Source organism: Martelella sp. HB161492, from assembly GCF_013184775.1.
In the GTDB taxonomy this organism is placed as follows: Bacteria; Pseudomonadota; Alphaproteobacteria; order Rhizobiales; family Rhizobiaceae; genus Martelella.
Window position 1 is genome coordinate 219,328 of the sequence record NZ_JAATVV010000004.1, and the last position, 16,957, is coordinate 236,284.

The 16,957-nt window shown below is 60.5% G+C and carries 14 protein-coding genes; 1 reads left to right on the top strand and 13 read right to left on the bottom strand.

Translation table 11 applies throughout. The features are described 5' to 3' along the window. Window position 1 precedes the first annotated feature (1 nt). Together secDF and yajC are read right to left on the bottom strand one after the other, a co-directional pair. Window positions 2-2,563: a protein translocase subunit SecDF gene (secDF, locus tag HCK86_RS08590; protein ID WP_176084049.1), complete on the bottom strand. Its 2,562-nt coding sequence runs from the start codon at window positions 2,561-2,563 to the stop codon at window positions 2-4. Between the two features lie 75 nt (window positions 2,564-2,638). Further along, the gene (gene yajC, locus HCK86_RS08595) at window positions 2,639-2,992 is read right to left on the bottom strand and encodes a preprotein translocase subunit YajC (RefSeq protein WP_176084050.1); all 354 of its coding nucleotides are present in this window, start codon (window positions 2,990-2,992) and stop codon (window positions 2,639-2,641) included. A 222-nt stretch (window positions 2,993-3,214) separates the two neighbouring features. Between yajC and HCK86_RS08600 the strand changes: the two genes are divergently transcribed. Then, the gene (locus HCK86_RS08600) at window positions 3,215-4,087 is read left to right on the top strand and encodes an ATP-binding protein (RefSeq protein ID WP_176084051.1); all 873 of its coding nucleotides are present in this window, start codon (window positions 3,215-3,217) and stop codon (window positions 4,085-4,087) included. 293 nt (window positions 4,088-4,380) lie between these two features. Here HCK86_RS08600 and HCK86_RS08605 read toward each other — a convergent pair whose 3' ends face one another. The 11 genes from HCK86_RS08605 to argS form a co-directional block, all read right to left on the bottom strand. Next, the gene (locus HCK86_RS08605; RefSeq protein ID WP_176084052.1) at window positions 4,381-5,838 is read right to left on the bottom strand and encodes a peptidoglycan DD-metalloendopeptidase family protein; all 1,458 of its coding nucleotides are present in this window, start codon (window positions 5,836-5,838) and stop codon (window positions 4,381-4,383) included. Between the two features lie 291 nt (window positions 5,839-6,129). Further along, window positions 6,130-6,783, bottom strand: a complete 654-nt coding sequence (locus tag HCK86_RS08610) for a protein-L-isoaspartate(D-aspartate) O-methyltransferase (RefSeq protein WP_176084053.1) — start codon at window positions 6,781-6,783, stop codon at window positions 6,130-6,132. A gap of 22 nt (window positions 6,784-6,805) precedes the next feature. Continuing rightward, the gene (surE, locus tag HCK86_RS08615; RefSeq protein WP_176084054.1) at window positions 6,806-7,561 is read right to left on the bottom strand and encodes a 5'/3'-nucleotidase SurE; all 756 of its coding nucleotides are present in this window, start codon (window positions 7,559-7,561) and stop codon (window positions 6,806-6,808) included. A 14-nt stretch (window positions 7,562-7,575) separates the two neighbouring features. Next, window positions 7,576-8,859 carry a serine--tRNA ligase gene (gene serS / locus HCK86_RS08620; RefSeq protein ID WP_176084055.1) on the bottom strand — a complete coding sequence of 428 codons (1,284 nt, stop codon included), beginning with the start codon at window positions 8,857-8,859 and terminating at the stop codon, window positions 7,576-7,578. Window positions 8,860-8,983: 124 nt separating this feature from the next. Next, window positions 8,984-9,817 carry a twin-arginine translocase subunit TatC gene (gene tatC, locus HCK86_RS08625; protein ID WP_176084056.1) on the bottom strand — a complete coding sequence of 278 codons (834 nt, stop codon included), beginning with the start codon at window positions 9,815-9,817 and terminating at the stop codon, window positions 8,984-8,986. After that, entirely contained in the window at window positions 9,814-10,413 is a 600-nt protein-coding gene (gene tatB, locus HCK86_RS08630; RefSeq protein ID WP_176084057.1) for a Sec-independent protein translocase protein TatB, read from the bottom strand. Before tatB ends, tatC begins: the two co-directional genes overlap by 4 nt. Before the next feature lie 36 nt (window positions 10,414-10,449). Then, window positions 10,450-10,647 carry a twin-arginine translocase TatA/TatE family subunit gene (locus HCK86_RS08635; protein WP_141147442.1) on the bottom strand — a complete coding sequence of 66 codons (198 nt, stop codon included), beginning with the start codon at window positions 10,645-10,647 and terminating at the stop codon, window positions 10,450-10,452. Window positions 10,648-10,946: 299 nt separating this feature from the next. After that, a complete protein-coding gene (gene scpB / locus HCK86_RS08640; RefSeq protein WP_246739529.1) occupies window positions 10,947-11,597 on the bottom strand; it encodes an SMC-Scp complex subunit ScpB in 651 nt (216 codons plus the stop codon). A gap of 77 nt (window positions 11,598-11,674) precedes the next feature. Further along, on the bottom strand, window positions 11,675-12,508 hold the full coding sequence (locus tag HCK86_RS08645; protein WP_176084059.1) for a ScpA family protein: 834 nt from the start codon (window positions 12,506-12,508) through the stop codon (window positions 11,675-11,677). Between the two features lie 222 nt (window positions 12,509-12,730). Beyond that, window positions 12,731-15,094: an SPOR domain-containing protein gene (locus HCK86_RS08650; protein ID WP_176084060.1), complete on the bottom strand. Its 2,364-nt coding sequence runs from the start codon at window positions 15,092-15,094 to the stop codon at window positions 12,731-12,733. A gap of 63 nt (window positions 15,095-15,157) precedes the next feature. Then, window positions 15,158-16,918, bottom strand: a complete 1,761-nt coding sequence (gene argS, locus HCK86_RS08655; RefSeq protein WP_176084061.1) for an arginine--tRNA ligase — start codon at window positions 16,916-16,918, stop codon at window positions 15,158-15,160. Window positions 16,919-16,957 lie beyond the last annotated feature (39 nt).

Here is a 16,957-nt window from a genome sequence, read left to right on the forward strand (position 1 = left end):
CTCAGGCCTTGCCCTGTCCGGGCAGCTGATCGGCGGCGTTTTCCTTTTCCTTGTCCTTCTTCAGAAACACGTCAGGACGCAGACGGAAAGCGATCAGGACCGGAGCGGCGATGTAGATCGACGAATATGTACCGATCACGACACCGAACAGCATGGCGAAGGTGAAGGAGCGAATGACCTCGCCGCCGAAGACATAGAGCGCTGCCAGTGCCAGAAGCGTGGTGAAGGAGGTCAGGATCGTGCGCGACAGGGTCGTATTGATTGACAGATCGAGAAGCTCCGGCAACGGCATCTTCTGATATTTTCGCAGATTTTCGCGGACACGGTCATAGACAACGACCGTATCGTTCAGCGAATAGCCGACGATGGTCAGCACCGCGGCAATGGAGGTCAGATTGAACTCCACCCCGGTAAGCACGAAAATACCGATCGTCAGGAACACGTCATGCGCGGTGGCAATGATGGCGCCGACGGCAAACTGCCATTCGAAACGGAACCAGATATAGATCAGGATCGCCACCAGTGACGCCACAACGCCGAGCAGCGCCGAACGCGACAATTCATCGGAAACGACCGGGCCGACCACCTCGACGCGGCGGAAATCATAGTCGTTTTCAAGCGCACCGCGGATGGAGGTAATGGCTGCCTGTTCTGCCGCTGCTCCACCTTCTTGTGCCTGAACGCGGATCAGAACATCCGAATCCGAGCCGAAGCCCTGTGCCTCGATCTGCCCGAGATTAAGCCCGTTCAGCTTGGTGCGGATATCCGAGATATTCGCCGGGCCATCCTTCGACTGCACCTCGATGATCGAACCGCCGGTAAAGTCGATGCCGAGATTCATGCCAACGGTGCCAAAGCCGACAAGCGAGGCCACGACGAGAACGATGGAGGAGACCAGCGTGAAATAGCGGATCTTCATGAACGAGAACCTGATCCCGTCAAAGATACCGGTGCGGATCCCCTTTGGCAGCTCCTTCGGCCGCTTGACGCGAACCCAGGTCGCCACCATCCAGCGCGTCAGATAGAAGGCGCTGAACACGGTGGTGATGATACCGATTGCCAGTGTCACGGCAAAGCCGCGGACCGGGCCGGAGCCGAGATAGAACAGAATGGCGGCCGCGATCAGCGTGGTGACATTGGCATCGATGATGGTGCCGAATGCGCGCGAAAAGCCGGTATCGATCGCCTGAACCAGGCTGCGGCCCTGCTTGCGCTCTTCGCGGATGCGCTCATAGATCAGCACGTTGGAGTCAACCGCCATACCGATGGTCAGAACGATACCGGCAATGCCCGGCAGCGTCAGCGTCGAGCCGATCAGGCTCAGCACCGCGATCAGAAGCACGATGTTGAAGACCAGGGCGATATTGGCGATCAGTCCGAAGAAGCCATAAAAGGCGATCATGAACAGCACGACCAGAACCGCGCCGATAACCGAGGCCATCACGCCTTCGCGGATCGAATCCGCGCCAAGGCTTGGGCCGACCGTGCGCTCTTCGACCACGGTCAGCGTGGCGGGCAGTGCACCGGCCCTCAGCAGCACGGCAAGGTCATTGGCGCCCTGAACGGTGAAGTTACCGGAAATCTGTCCTGAACCGCCAAGAATGGGTTCGCGGATGACCGGTGCCGACACGACCTGATCATCGAGCACGATGGCAAAGGGCTTGCCGACATTTTGCTGCGTTGCCTGGCCGAAGCGCTGGGCACCGCGCGAGTTGAAGCGGAAATTGACGATCGGTTCATTGGTCTGCTGATTGAAGCTCGCCTTGGCGTCAACCAGATCCTCACCCGAGATCAGTGCCCGCTTCTCGATCAGATAAGGAACCGGCGGCTGATCCTGGCTGTAGACGATTTCATCGCCTGCCGGCGGTCGCGTCTGCAGCGCCTGCTGCACCGAGTTCTGGGTATCGACCATATGGAAGGTCAGCTTCGCCGTCTTGTTCAGGATCGACTTCAGCCGCTGCGGATCATCAAGACCAGGGACCTGGACGATGATGCGGTCATTGCCCTGGCGCTGGATCAGCGGTTCGGTCGTACCCAGTTCGTCGACGCGACGACGGACGACTTCCATCGACTGATCGACCGCCTGGCGGACACGATAGTTGATGCCGGCATCCGTCAGGCTCATCTTGAACAGTCCGTCGCCGTCATTGGTCATTTCGACCTCTTGCAGCGCGCCGCCGACGGTTCCGGTGCTGGAAAGCTCGGCAAGCGGTGCAAGTGCCTGACTGGCCGCCTCATACTGACTTTCATCCGTGATGCGGACCTGTGCAGTGCTGCCCGATCCGGTCAGGCCGGTATAGAGCACCTTGGCATCGCGCAGATTGGCGCGCATATCATCAACGAGCGTACTGAGACGGTCCTTGATGATATCGTCGCGGTCCACCTGCAACATGATATGCGAGCCGCCCTGAAGGTCGAGACCAAGGGTCACCTTGCTGTCCGGCACCCAGCCCGGAAGCTTCGCCAGTTGCTGATCGGAGATAAGATTTGGTGCTGCGACAACAATGCCTATCAGCACGACCAGCCAGATGAGAACGGTTTTCCAGCGAGAGAAATACAGCATGAAGGTCTCGGCTTTTCAGTTGCGGCTTCCTGGGGCGAAGCCGCTTCCGGCCACGCCCCTCTGCCTGTCTGTCCCTTAGGACTTGGCGGCTTCGGTCTTGACCGGTTCGCCCTTGACGCGAACTTCGGCGATATAGGTGCGAAGGATACGCACACGCACGCCTTCGGCAATCTCGATTTCAAGCTCGGTGTCGTCGACCACCTTGGTCACCTTGCCGACCAGACCGCCGCCGGCGACAACGGTGTCACCGCGCCGAATGGCCTTCAGCGTCTCGTCGCGCTTCTTGGCCTGACGACGCTGCGGACGGATCAGGAGAAAATACCAGATCGCCATCAACGGGACGAAAAGGAAGATCATCTCCGTCATGCCGCCTAGGCCACCTGCTGCACTGCCGCCCGCCGACTGGGCAAAAGCCTGGGTAAAGAACATGTCCCTTGAAACTCCTCGGTCAGATTTGAGAGGCTTTTGCCCCGAAATTAGTCGCCGATATATAATCGGAGGGTGACTCAATGCAACAAAAGCATTCCGGCCGTCCATGCTTTTTCGCAGAGATTGGGCAATTCCGGGCGAAACTGCCCTTGCCAAGCGCCTCGAATTGGAAATTCTGGACACCAATTCATCCCGCCAAGCCAGAGCGGGAGCACTTGGGAGATGAAATTGGGCAAAAAAACGGCGAAAGACCTTATTGGTGAACTGGGGCGGATCGCAGACGCACTGGAACGGCTGGCTGGCCCTGCCCCTCGCGGCAATGATCTTGATGCGGCAGACTGTTTCGTCTGGAATGCCGAAGAGCTCCATCTCGACCCCGTCCCGACGCCAAACCGGGTATCGCTGACACTGATCCATGGCGTTGACCACGTCCGCGACATCCTCCACGACAACACGCTTCGCTTTGCCGAAGGGTTTCCCGCCAACAATGCACTTCTGTGGGGCGCGCGCGGCATGGGCAAGTCTTCGCTGGTCAAGGCGGTCCATGCGGACATCAACAATGTCAACGACTTGCACCTCAAGCTGATCGAGGTCTATCGCGATGATATCGGCACGCTCGGCGCGCTGCTGCAGATCCTGAAAAAGTCGGAAAACCGTTTTCTGCTGTTCTGCGACGACCTGTCATTCGATCATGATGACGCGGCCTACAAGTCTCTGAAGGCCGCGCTTGACGGCGGTGTCGAGGGGCGCCCGGAAAATGTGCTTTTCTACGCCACCTCCAACAGGCGCCATCTGATGCCGCGCGATATGATCGACAATGAACGCTCCACCGCCATCAATCCATCCGAGGCTGTGGAAGAAAAAGTTTCGCTCTCTGACCGATTCGGCCTCTGGCTCGGATTCCACAAATGCAGTCAGGACGATTACCTCGCCATGATCGACGGCTATGCCGCACATTTTGCGCTGGCGGGCACGGCGGAAGCGCTTCACGCCGAAGCGCTGAAATGGGCAACCACCCGTGGCGGCCGTTCCGGCCGCATTGCCTGGCAGTTCATCCAGGATCTGGCCGGCCGGCAGCGCAAGCAATTGCACTGAACGGCGCGCCCACGACAAACGGCGGGCTTTGGCCCGCCGCCAGGCTGCTGACAAGCTTGCCCCTTATTCTGAGTCATGACCGTGCTTGCCACAGGCATCCAGCCGACGCGCGTCCGTGCTGCGAAAGAACCCGTCTATTCAATGTCTTATGAATTTGGATCCCCGTGACAAGCACGGGGATGACGGCGGTTGGGGGCGGCTATTCCAACCCAAACAGGCAATCTGAACGGCGCGCCAACGACAAACGGCGGGCCTTGGCCCGCCGCTTTTACGTATTTCTGGAAGGCCGACAATCAGCCGAGATAGGGCATCGGATCGACAGCCTTGGTGTTGTCGCGAACCTCGAAATGCACCATCGGCTGCTTTGCCTTGCCGGTCATGCCGGAGACGGCGATGGTCTGGCCGCGCTGAACATGATCACCGCGCTTGACGTTCAGCTTCTCGGCGTAGCCGTAGACGGTGACCCGGCCGTCATCATGGCGGATCAGGATCGCGTTGCCGTAATCGGCAAGGCCGTCATCGGCATAGACGACCACGCCGTTTTCTGCGGCTTTGATCGGCGTCCCCTGCGGGACCGAAATGTCGATGCCCTCGGAGATGCTGTCACCGTTGACCTGACCGAAGCGGACGACAACCGCACCAGTAACTGGCCAGCGATATTTCGAAATGCCGGTCCCTTCAGGCACCTTGTCACCCGCATCGGAGCGAACGGCAACGTCCTGAACCTGGGCATCGGCACTGGCCGAAGCCGGCGGCTGGTAGGGCTTGGGCTGGGCAGCGGCCGTGCTGGTCGGCGCTGCGGGTGCTGGCGCAACGGTCTCAGCCGTCTGCGGTGCAGGCGTGGCCGGCTTTGCCGTTTTCGGCGCAGCAGCCGGATTTTGCGGCTGAACGGTCATGCTTGCGGTCTCGACCTTGGCAACCGGCTGGGCCGGCACAGCACCCGCCCCCGGAATGGTCAGCGTCTGACCGATGCGGATATTGGACGAGCTGAGGCCGTTTGCCTGTTTCAAGGCATCGACAGACACGCCATTGGCGAGCGCAATCTTGTAAAGGCTGTCGCCGGACTGCACGGTGTAACCGCCGCCGGCCGCAGGCTTTGGCCCGGAACCGGCGCTGTTGCTGGCCGAATTGCCGGACGTCGATGCCGCCTCATTGACCTGGCGCTTCTGCGTGCCTGGGCTTGTCGGGATAACGGCGACACGCTGATCCTGCGGCAGGGTCGGCACCGGCGTCGGTCCGTTCGGCACAAGACCGGTCGAATTCGCCGCCGCCTTGGCACCATTGCCGGAGACCTGCGGCACCAGCAGAACCTGACCCGGGCGGATCTGGCCTTCGCTGGTCAATCCGTTGGCCATCAGCACTTCCTGTGGCGTCACGCCGTTGCGCGCGGCAAACTGGTTGAGCGTTTCGCCGCCACGCATCATCACCCGACGCATCGACCCGTCATCCGCGGCGGATGGCAGGGTGCTTGGCGCGCCGACAACGGCATTGGCGCTGGAATAGGTATTGGCTGGATTGGCCGGTGCAGCCAGTGCGACCTGCTGCGAAGGCGGTGGCGGCAGGCTCGAACTCTGCACCGAAACCGGTGCGGTCGCCATGCGGACACCCGAATTGCCATTGGTCGTGGAAACCGGCTGCTGAGCAACCGCTGCCGTATTGACCGGATAGGTCTGATATCCGCCGCCGCCGACATTTTCGGGCGGCACCATGCTTTGGAGACTGGCCGACGAACTGATCGAACCTGTTGTCATTCCGTCTGGCCCGTTGCCGAAACGGGCGGTCTCCGATGTGCAGCCCGACGCCAGAATGGCGAGAGCAGATACCAGAAGAAAACCTTGAGTCGCTTTGCCGAACTCCGGCGAGCCAGAAATACGCATGAACCGAACCGTACGCTAGAACTAATCTTGATCGCCATTAAAACGCAACAGAGTTACTGGTCGGTTAAAAGCCCGGTCGATAAGCGATTTTTCAGCTAGCGCATGCTTACGCTTTGCACAGACCAGATGACAGCGCCATCATCCAGGCAGGGCTGCCCGTCTGCGTCAGAGGAATTTCGCAACACCGCGATCGGCCGGCAAATAAGGCACTTCAAAAAGTGACTGCCGCTCGAAACGGCTGCCGATCCGCGTGAGGCGCACCATCACGGTCTTGCCGCTTTCCTCGATCAGCGGCGCCAGAATGATGCCGTTGGAAACAAGCTGCTCGACACGCTGGCGCGGGATCTCCGGCAGGGCCACCGTATAAAGGATACGGTCGAAGGTTCCCTCGCCGGTCAGCCCTTCCCGCCCGTCGGCCTGACGAGCCACGACGCTGCGCAGACCAAGCTCGCTGAGACGCGCCCGGGCATTTGTGACCAGCGTCTTGTAGCGGTCGATCGTCAGGACCCGCTCGGCGACCCGACCGATAATCGCTGCCGTGTAGCCGGAACCTGTCCCCACTTCGAGCACACGCTGGCCGGGTTTGACCTTGAGCGCGTCCAGGACGCGAATGGCAAGATCGGCACCTTCCATGAAGGCACCGCATTCGAGCGGCAGCGTGCGGCCGCTATAGGCATAGGCAGACAGGTGAGACGGGCAGAACAGCGAACGCGGCGTCGCCTCCACTGCGGTCAGCAGATCGAGATTGGTAACACCTTCGGCCCGCAGCCGCATCACCAGCGCCGCAAAGCCTTCTCTTTCGGCAAGCCGAGCTGTCACGCCACGCCTCTCATTGGTTCCGTCAGTCGAGCAATGCGGCGAGTTTCGCCTGCGCCGAATAATCGGTCAAGTCGAGTTTCAGCGGCGTCACCGAGATCCGGTTCTCATGTACGGCGGCCTGGTCGCTGCCGGGATTGAGATCGCGCAGCCGCTCACGGAAACAGAGCCAGTAATAAGGCAGTCCGCGCCCGTCGAGACGCTTTTCAACCGCAAGACCCGATTCGAAACGGCCCTGACTTGTCACCTCGACTGGTCCGACTTCATCCAGCGTGCAGCAGGGGAAATTGACATTGAGGAAGCTGCCATAGGGCAGTTCCGCATGCAGAAGCTTGCGAATCAGTTCCGGTCCGTGGATCTCGGCCACCTCCCAGGGGAAGTAGCGCCCGGCATCGTAATTGCCGGTCTGGCTGAGTGCGATGGACCGCACGCCCTGCATCGTCCCTTCGATGGCACCGGCGATCGTGCCGGAATAGGTCACGTCATCGGCCATGTTGGCGCCGGCATTGACGCCCGAAAGCACCAGATCAGGCTTTCCGGGAAGAACTTCCCGGATCGCCATGATCACGCAGTCGGTCGGCGTACCGCGCAACGCGAAGGTCTTCTCACCAAGTTGCCGCAGCCGCAGCGGCTCCGACAGTGTCAGCGAGTGGGCAAGTCCGCTCTGATCCGTCTCAGGCGCCACCGTCCAGACATCGTCGGAAAGCTCGGCCGCGATTTTCTGCAGCACGGTAAGGCCCGGCGCGAGGATGCCGTCATCATTCGTCAGAAGTATGCGCATGCTATTCTGTCCCCTCAAGCAGCCGGTTCGATCCTGGTGATGCCGCCCATGTAAGGAACAAGCGCATCGGGAATGGTGACTGAACCGTCTTCGTTGAGGTAGTTTTCGACGATGGCGATCAGCGCGCGGCCGACAGCGACGCCCGAACCGTTCAGCGTGTGGACGAAGCGGGTCTGCTTCTCGTCACGCGCGCGATAGCGGGTGTTCATCCGGCGGGCCTGGAAATCGCCGCAGACCGAGCAGGACGAGATCTCGCGATAGGTATTCTGCCCCGGAAGCCAGACCTCGATGTCATAGGTCTTGCGTGCCCCAAAGCCCATATCGCCGGTCGAGAGCACGACAACACGGTAGTGAAGACCGAGACGCTTGAGGATATCCTCGGCACAATCGGTCATCCGTTCCAGCTCGGCAAGCGAGCTGTCCTGATCGGTGATCGATACCATCTCGCATTTCCAGAACTGGTGCTGGCGCAGCATGCCGCGCGTATCGCGTCCGGCAGACCCGGCCTCCGAACGGAAGCATGGCGTCAGCGAGGTGAAACGCAGCGGCAGTTTTTCCGCATCGACAATGTCACCGGCAACCAGATTGGTGAGCGGAACTTCGGCCGTCGGGATCAGCCAGCGATCATCGGTCGTGCGAAACAGGTCTTCGGAAAATTTCGGCAGCTGCCCGGTTCCGTAAAGGGCCGTGTCACGCACCAGCAGCGGAACGGAGACCTCGGTATAGCCGTGGTCGCGCGTATGCACATCGATCATGAACTGGCCGAGCGCGCGTTCCAGACGGGCAAAGCTCCCCGACAGCACCGTGAACCGGGCCCCCGAAAGCTTGGTGGCACGCTCGAAATCCATGCCGCCGAGCATTTCGCCGATTTCGAAATGTTCCTTGGCCGGATGGTTCCAACTCGGCTTGGTGCCGACAAGGCGGATCTCGACATTATCGCTCTCATCAAGACCGACAGGCACATCGTCAAGCGGCACATTGGGAATGCCCGACAAAAGGTCGGTGATGGCGGCGTCAACCGCCCGCTCCTCTTCCTCAAGCGCCGGCATGCTGGTTTTCAGCGCGGCAACCTCCGCCTTCAGTGTCTCGGCAAGCGCCAGGTCCTTGCGGCCCATGGCAGCACCGATCTCCTTCGAGGCGGCGTTGCGGCGGGATTGCATGTCCTGGAGAGACTGAACCACGGAACGACGCTTCTCATCAAGTTCGACAACCTTCTGCGACAGCGGCTCGGCCCCGCGCTTGGCAAGCGCGGCATCCAGCGCCTCCGGGTTTTCGCGAATCCATTTGATATCGAGCATCGTTCAGACTTTCTCAAAATGAAATTGACCGCCGATCCGTTACCGGTCGGCGGCCTCTTCTTGCCTAAATCAGGATCAAAGCGCAAGGACCGAAATGTCGGAAATCCGGCACTTTGGCGCAGCATCACGCCTGTTGCGGCGGTTCACCCTCGGCTTCGTCCTCTTCACGCACAGCTTCCTTCTCGGCACGGCCGCGCTCGACCATGCGGGCGGAGTAGATCGCGACTTCGTAAAGCAGGATGGTCGGCAGCGCCAGACCCAGCTGCGACAGCGGATCGGGCGGCGTCAGCACAGCCGCCAGGATGAAGGCAATAACGACGGCAAACTTGCGCTGCTTGGCCAGCCACTTGCTGTCGACAAGCCCGACACGGGCGAGAAGCGTCGTCACCACCGGCAGCTGGAACACCAGTCCGAAGGACAGAACCAGCGTCATGATCAGACTGAGATATTCAGAGACCTTGTAAAGTGGCTCGATCGCCACATCGCCGCTTGTCGGCGCCTGCTGCATCTTCAGGAAGAAGGTCATCACCACCGGCATGAGGCAGAAATAGACGATCGCGCCGCCAATGATGAACAGGATCGGTGAAGCAAACAGAAAGGGCAGAAAGGCCGAACGCTCATTCTTGTAAAGCCCTGGCGCGACAAAGCGATAGACCTGAAAGGCGATGACCGGGAAAGCCAGCAGGAAGCCGCCGAACAGCGAGATCTTGATCTGCGTGAACAGGAATTCCTGCGGCGCGGTGTAGATCATCTTCACACTGTCGAGATCGAAGCCCGACCAGATGACAGCCCATTTATAGGGCAGCACCAGCAGATTGAAGAGTTCCTTGGCAAAGGCAAAACAGAGCAGAAAGCCAATGAAAAACGCAACCAGCGACCAGACAAGGCGCTTGCGCAGTTCGATCAGATGCTCGATGAGCGGCTGCGGCTTGTCTTCGATTTCACTATTGTCGCTCATCGATCATCCTTCTTGGCCCCGACACCGCCCTTGAGCGGCCGCGCGGCGGCATGCGACTTCTTCACGACAGGTGACTTGACCGGCCGCGGCGCCGGCCTGAAGCCGCTGCGAACGCTTGTGAGGCCGCTGTCAACAGGTGCGGAAACCCGGGCGGGCTCCGGCACGGGTGCCTTTTTCTGAGCCGCCTTCTGGAAAATATCGCCCGGCGACAGATCCGGCTTGCTGCCCGGTGTCGGATAGGACGTCTTGGGCAGGGAAACGGACCCCGCCTTTTCCGACGGCGGATTGTCGAGCGCCGTCGATTTCTTCAGATCGGCCTTGATATCATTGGCTGTCTGACGAAGGGGATTCACAGCATCGCGTATGCTGTTGGCCGGATTGAGCTTGCGCACATCATTGACGGCAGAGGCGACCTCATCGAGGTCCGCTTCCTTCAGCGCCTGATCCATCTGGGACCGGAAGTCGGTCGCCATTTTCCGGAACTGCGTCATCGTCTTTCCAAACGTACGCAGCACATGCGGCAGTTCTCTGGGCCCGACCACGACGATCAACACGATCGCGATCACAAGCAGCTCGAGCCAACCTATGTCAAGCATTCAAAACTCCTGAGTTGAGGCAGGTGACAGCGTCGGTCAGCCCTGCTTCGTCTCGTCGGCCTTATGCTCGACAGTCTTGTTCTTGTCCTCGGTCTCGTCGTCCGAAATGCCCTTCTTGAAGCTCTTGATGCCCTTGGCAACGTCACCCATCAGCTCGGGGATCTTGCCGCGTCCGAAAAGCAGAACGACAATCGCAAGAATAATCAGCAACTGCCAGATTCCGATGTTACCCATTCGACTGTACTCCAGTTCGTGTTGTCTTAGGTGTAAGGCGTGCAGTCCGTTTTTACAAATGCCAATCGCGCCTTGTCCAGTAGACCTCAATAAACGGTTTCAGCGCCGTCTGGAAGGGCGCAGATCACATTCAGCGCCTTAAGTTCAATGCATCTCGGACTTTCGATTAGAAAGCATGCAGCGCGTCTCTGCTCTGGCATGAAAGCATGCAATTCCGGCCAAGAATTGACCGAATTTGCGGCAACGCGCCTGGAAATCCATGCAAAAAAAAGCGAAAGATCCACAGATGGAGCGAAATTTCAGGCGTCAGAACCGCCGCCGGGGGTGAGAATTCCCAGCTCTTCGAGATCAGCAGGCGCCAGCGGATCCTCGTTTTCGCTCAATCCATCCTCATCAAGGATAGGCAGCGGAATCTGGAAATCCGGCGGGATTCGGCTGGACAACAAGCCGGATCCCTTCAGTTCTTCCAGGCCCGGCAGATCGCGCAGCTCCTCGAGGCCGAAATGATCCAGAAAGGCCCGGGTCGTGCCCATGGTCACCGGCCGTCCCGGCGTGCGCCTGCGGCCGCGAAAGCGGACAAAACCCGCCTCCATCAGCACATCCAGCGTGCCCTTGGAGGTCTGAACACCGCGAATTTCCTCGATTTCGGCCCGTGTCACCGGCTGGTGATAGGCAATGATGGCCAGCACTTCGAGCGCGGCGCGCGAAAGCTTGCGCTCCTCCGTCTCACCGCGATGCAGAACGAAGGACAGGTCGGCAGCCGTGCGGAACGCCCAGCACTCGCCGACCTTCATCAGGTTGACACCGCGGTTCTGATAGAGGCCCCGAAGGCTCTCCATAACAGCATCGACGGCAATGCCATGCGGCAAACGCTCGGCGATATAGCTGGAACTCACCGGTTCGGCGGCAGCAAAGACAAGCGCCTCGGCAATCCGCTCCGCTTCCAGCATGATGACCGGATCGGACGCCGCCTCTTCGCTGCGGTCAGGACCGGCGGCCTCGTCATCCACATCATCCGGCAGCACGCTCATTCATCGTCTCCCGAAGTGCCGCTGTCATCTGGCGGCGCCACCGGCCGCCCGGCGCCACGCCGCATGAGGATCGGTGCAAAGGCCTCGTCCTGGCGTATTGCCAGTCGCCCTTCGCGAACGAGTTCGAGTGACGCGGCAAAGGTGCTGGCAATGGCGGTGCGCATATCCTCAGGCTTTGCCAGATAGCGCAGCAGAAACCGGTCCAGCGCGGTCCAGTCGGCGATGTCACCGACCATCTCCGTCAGCAATTCGCGGGCTTCGGTGAGCGACCATACGGTTCGCCGCGCAATCTTCACCTCGCTGACCGCCTGACGCTGCCTGAGACTGCTATAGGCATTCAGGAGGTCGTAAAGCGTCGCGCCGAAACGCAATTCGCCGTCATCAGGAATATGTTCCGGCTGACCGCGCGCAAACACATCACGCCCGAGCCGGTTGCGATTGACGAGACTGGCAGCGGCATCGCGCATGGCCTCAAGTCGCTTGAGCCGGAAGGCAAGTGTTGCGGCCATGTCTTCGCCGCTCGGCTCGTCATCCTTGTCCCGCCTGGGAATGAGCAGCCGCGATTTCAGATAGGCAAGCCACGCCGCCATCACCAGATAATCAGCCGCAAGCTCGATGCGGATCTGCCGCGCCTTCTCGATAAATTGCAGATATTGCTCGGCGAGCGCCAGAACGGAGATGCGCGCCAGATCAACCTTCTGTGTGCGGGCAAGGTGCAGCAACAGGTCCAGCGGCCCTTCAAAGCCGCCGACATCAATCACCAGACGCTCGTCGTCTGAAGACAGGCGATTGCCGTCATCATCGAGCTCGGGAAAGAATTGTTCCTGCATGATCTGTCCCATGTCGCAGCAGCTGCCACAGCCGGCAGAGCAGCGTTCCACTTTTTTAGCGCTTGCCCCCAAAGTGGCCGTTTTTCTCTGCTCGTCCCTCAGAAGCGAATCATGCGTCAGAGATCGGCAGATAACGAGCGCCGCTTCGCCACAATCAACAGCTTTATCACGAAAAACCCCGCACAAGGCGGGGTTTTTCAGTCATGCGTCTGTCAGCCCGCTCTAGCGCGGAACGAGGCAGCTGCCGCCCTGGCTCTTGAGCGCCTCGCAAAGCGAAATCGCCTCATTCAGGCTCGAAGCCGGAATGCGAACCCGGTAATAGGTCCCCTTCCCGTCAATCGCAGCCGCCTGATACTCGACCGAGCGTCCGCCGAAGATGCTCGGATATTTCGCGGCCAGCGCAATATAGGCCTTCTTGGCATCGGCTTCCGAAGGCAGAGACGCCACCTGAACGGCATAAGGCGACAGTGAACCGGCCGGCGTTGCCGAAGTCGGGGCCGGCGCTGCCGGTGCAGGCGCTGGCGCGGCCGGTGCGGCAGCTGCGGGCGCGGCTGCAACCGAGGCGGCTGCGGCTGCGGCCGTCGAAGAACGCGGCGTCGGCAGCGGAACATTGTAGAGATCGAAGCCGACACTGTTCGGATCAATCGGCTGCGCCTCCGGTTCGCTGGTCTCGACCGGCGCTGGCTCCAGTGCCGTGCTGGTGTCAACCGGCTGGCCCGCATCAGCCGTTTGGCCCGCGTCCGACGTCTCAGCCGTTGCCTGCGTCTCCGGCGCTGCCGGCACAGGGGTAGCAACATCGTCCTCGCCGACACCGCCAGAGGCGTCACGCTCGACAAGCGTTCCGTCCGGCCGAACGACAATCGTGCGCACCTTGCGGGTTGCAACACCGAGGCTACTGTCAACTGTGCCCGCTTCGCCCGTGTCTGCGGCGGTATCATCCGGCACTGGCGTATCGGAACCGTCATCGGCCGGCGCAACACCATCGGCAACATCGGCGATCGGATTTGGCGCTGCAGCGTCCAGATCGACCGGAGACTGGTCAGAAGAGATCAGGCTGTCCTGGGTCGGCGGCTTGCCGCCCTCGCCGGTCACCCGGCTGAAGACAGGATTATCCTGATTGGGAACGACCTCCCCGCCAGGATCCTCCGGTGCCTCCTTGACGCTGGAGTTGTCTGCCGTAATGACCACAGGCGTATCCCCGCCCGATCCGCTGAAGGCAAACTGATAGACCAGAAAAACGGCAACAGCGATCACGCCGACAAAGGCAAGGCTACCGAGGATGAGCTGACCGGCACCGCGCAATGGACCGAAATAGATGACTGGCTTCTCGTCCTGCAGCTCGTCATCGCGATCGGCCTCGCCGCCCATACGCTGACGGCGCATCGCCTCAGACTGGCTGAGCGCGCGGCGGAAATCATCTTCCAGCACCGACTCGATATCGTCATCGTAAATCGCATCGTCCCCGCCTGCCGTTCCGGCAGCAGCGGACATTTGCGGTTGCTGAGGTTCGCGCGGCGACTGGCGCAACGGGTTCGCCAGCCCGTGCTCGGCGCCGAGAACATCATCAAGGTCGTCGTCCAGCCCGTATTCATAAGCGGGTGCCGCCAGACGCTCCTGCTCGAGGTCATCCTCCGGCAGATCCGGGAGATCCATCTCGGTGACCGGCTGGGGCAATTCGTCCGGGGAAACCAGCGCGGCGGGATCGAAAACATCGTCACGATGGGCTGCGGCTTCCTCAATCGGATCTTCCGGCGCGGCCGGCGGCTCTTCGAGCGCTGCATCATCGAGCTCGAAGTCGGAAAGCTCCTTGGCAAGTTCATCAAGATCCAGATCGAACTCATCAGGCCGGCGCGTTTCCTCGGCGGCGGCAACCGGAGGCTGGAATGACGGCTGCGGTGGCGGTTCCACCTGCCGGCGTTTCTGCACCGGCAAAATCTCGTCTTCGACTGGCGCTGTGACGGTGGCACGCCATTCCGGCTCACCAAAGCTGGCGCCGCCATAAGCAGCGGACGGCCGGGCGTCCACGGCCGGCTCATCAAAGGGCAAGGGTACTTCCGCTGCTGGCTGCACCGGTGCTTGCGGCGCGGCTCGCCCATAGGACGGCTGAGCAAAAGGATCAGGCTCGGGCGCGCTTGCGGGCCTCTGGGAAAAACCCGGCTCCGCCTGATGCGGCTGCGCTGGAGCAGGCTGGCGGCGATCCGGCACGAAAGGCTCAGGCTCAGGCTCAGGGATATCGAACTGCCCCATCGACATTTCCAGCTCATCGGCCAGCATGTCGTCGGAGTAGTCGTCAAAGCCCGTCGCCGTATCAGCCGTGACGTCCTTGGCCGGCTGCGGCGGCACAGCGGGCGGCGGCGGATCGGGCTGTCGCCGGGGGGCGCTCTCAACGGGTTTCTCGACCGGCGCTGAAATCCGTTCAAATTCTCGCAGCAATTCATCTGCGAGGTCGTCCTCACGGGGCGTTTCAGCGGGCCGGGCGGGCTTGTCGTCTGGCGCGATCAGCCTCGCCAGCTCGGCAAAGGGATCATCCGGCGACAAATCACCGAAATTGCCACGCGACCGGTCTGGGTTGTTCTTATCTGCCATTCGTTTCCACCACGCACGCCCAGCCACCCGAAAATCCGGGTGGCGGGCAAATTTGAACCGATATTACCGCATTTCGAGCGGCGCCTCCGTCCCAGTCAATGCGAGACCGGACTTCAATACCGCAGCCACAGCGGCCACAAGACCTAGCTTTGCGATGCTGGATTGTCGGTCTTCGTCATTAACAAATCGTAATTGCGGTTTTTCTTTACCTTTATTCCAGTGAGCGTGGAAATGAGACGCTAGGTCATAAAGGTAGAACGCAATCCTGTGCGGCTCGTAAGCAAGCGCTGCGGCCTCAACCACCCGGGGATATTCCGCGACTTTGGCAATAAGACGGATTTCATCCGGATCGTCAATCGATTCCGCCGCCGCATTTGCCAGGACCTCTGTCGAAAGATCGATGTCGCCGAACACTTCACGGGCCTGACGGAACACCGACATGCAACGCGCATGGGCATATTGCACATAAAAGACCGGATTGTCTTTTGACTGCTCGGTGACCTTGGCAAAGTCAAAGTCAAGCGGCTCGCTATTCTTGCGATAGAGCATCATGAAGCGGACGGAGTCACGCCCGACCTCATCGACAACCTCGCGCAGCGTCACAAAATCGCCCGAGCGCTTCGACATCTTCACTTCTTCGCCATCGCGCATCAGCTTGACCAGCTGGCACAGCAGCACGGTCAGCTTCGACTGCTCGCCCGAAACGGCCTTGGCAACCGCTTCCAGCCGCTTCACATAGCCACCGTGATCGGCGCCGAGGACATAAATCATCTCCTGAAAGCCGCGGTCGAACTTGTCCTTGAAATAGGCGACGTCGGCAGCGAAATAGGTATAGCTGCCGTCGGATTTCTCCAGCGGACGGTCGATGTCATCGCCGACCTCGGTCGAACGGAACAGGGTCTGCTCGCGGTCTTCCCACTCATCAGGCACCTGCCCCTTGGGTGGCGGCAGTGTTCCCTTGTAGACGAAGCCCTTGAAAGTCAGCGCATTGATGGCACCGCGAATTGCTGCCGCATCATCGGCATGCAGCGTGCGCTCGGAAAAGAACACATCGTGATGCACGTTCAAGGCCTCGAGATCCTCGCGGATCATCGCCATCATCGCGGAAATCGCACGGTCCTTGACGAGCGGCATCCACTCATCTTCCGGCAGCTGCCGAAGGCTGGTGGCGAACTCGTCAGCCAGCGCCTTGCCCACTGGCACGAGATAGTCACCGGGGTAAAGACCCGGCGGGATCGTGCCGATATCTTCACCCAGCGCCTCGCGATAGCGCAGATAGACCGAGCGGGCCAGCACATCGATCTGGGCGCCGGCATCGTTGATGTAATATTCCTTGGTCACATCATAGCCGGCATAGCCAAGAAGATTGGCAAGCGCATCGCCGACAACCGCGCCGCGGCAATGGCCGACATGCATCGGGCCGGTCGGATTGGCCGAGACATATTCGACATTGATCTTGCGGTTCGCGCCGACCGGGCTGCGGCCGAAATCCTCGCCCTCACGGATCGCCGTTTTCAGCAGGTTCTGCCAGTAGGCGACCGAAAGCCGGATATTGATAAAGCCCGGACCGGCGACGGTCACTTCAGCGATATCGTCATCACCTTCAAGGATGGTCGAAAATTCGGCAGCCAGATCGCGCGGTTTCAGCCCCAGCGGCTTGGACAGGACCAGTGCGGCATTGGTCGAGACGTCGCCATGGCTCGGATCACGCGGCGGTTCTACCGCAACGCGGGAAAAATCCAGCGTCGCCGCCTGGTCGCGGATCATCGGCATGGCCTTCAGCCGCGTTTCAATTCTCTGTTGGAAATCGGTAAAGAGGTTCATCGCTGTCTTCCATGGGCGCCTGTTTCAGCACGAAACGCC

Excerpts from the sequence above, each read along its gene's own strand:
- argS (WP_176084061.1), bottom strand. The coding sequence starts at position 16,918 with ATGAACCTCTTTACCGATTTCCAACAGAGAATTGAAACGCGGCTGAAG.
- surE (WP_176084054.1), bottom strand. The coding sequence starts at position 7,561 with ATGCGCATACTTCTGACGAATGATGACGGCATCCTCGCGCCGGGCCTT.
- tatC (WP_176084056.1), bottom strand. The coding sequence starts at position 9,817 with ATGAGCGACAATAGTGAAATCGAAGACAAGCCGCAGCCGCTCATCGAG.
- HCK86_RS08600 (WP_176084051.1), top strand. The coding sequence starts at position 3,215 with ATGAAATTGGGCAAAAAAACGGCGAAAGACCTTATTGGTGAACTGGGG.
- HCK86_RS08645 (WP_176084059.1), bottom strand. The coding sequence starts at position 12,508 with ATGCAGGAACAATTCTTTCCCGAGCTCGATGATGACGGCAATCGCCTG.
- scpB (WP_246739529.1), bottom strand. The coding sequence starts at position 11,597 with ATGCTGGAAGCGGAGCGGATTGCCGAGGCGCTTGTCTTTGCTGCCGCC.
- tatB (WP_176084057.1), bottom strand. The coding sequence starts at position 10,413 with ATGCTTGACATAGGTTGGCTCGAGCTGCTTGTGATCGCGATCGTGTTG.
- HCK86_RS08650 (WP_176084060.1), bottom strand. The coding sequence starts at position 15,094 with ATGGCAGATAAGAACAACCCAGACCGGTCGCGTGGCAATTTCGGTGAT.
- HCK86_RS08605 (WP_176084052.1), bottom strand. The coding sequence starts at position 5,838 with ATGACAACAGGTTCGATCAGTTCGTCGGCCAGTCTCCAAAGCATGGTG.
- secDF (WP_176084049.1), bottom strand. The coding sequence starts at position 2,563 with ATGCTGTATTTCTCTCGCTGGAAAACCGTTCTCATCTGGCTGGTCGTG.
- HCK86_RS08635 (WP_141147442.1), bottom strand. The coding sequence starts at position 10,647 with ATGGGTAACATCGGAATCTGGCAGTTGCTGATTATTCTTGCGATTGTC.
- yajC (WP_176084050.1), bottom strand. The coding sequence starts at position 2,992 with ATGTTCTTTACCCAGGCTTTTGCCCAGTCGGCGGGCGGCAGTGCAGCA.
- serS (WP_176084055.1), bottom strand. The coding sequence starts at position 8,859 with ATGCTCGATATCAAATGGATTCGCGAAAACCCGGAGGCGCTGGATGCC.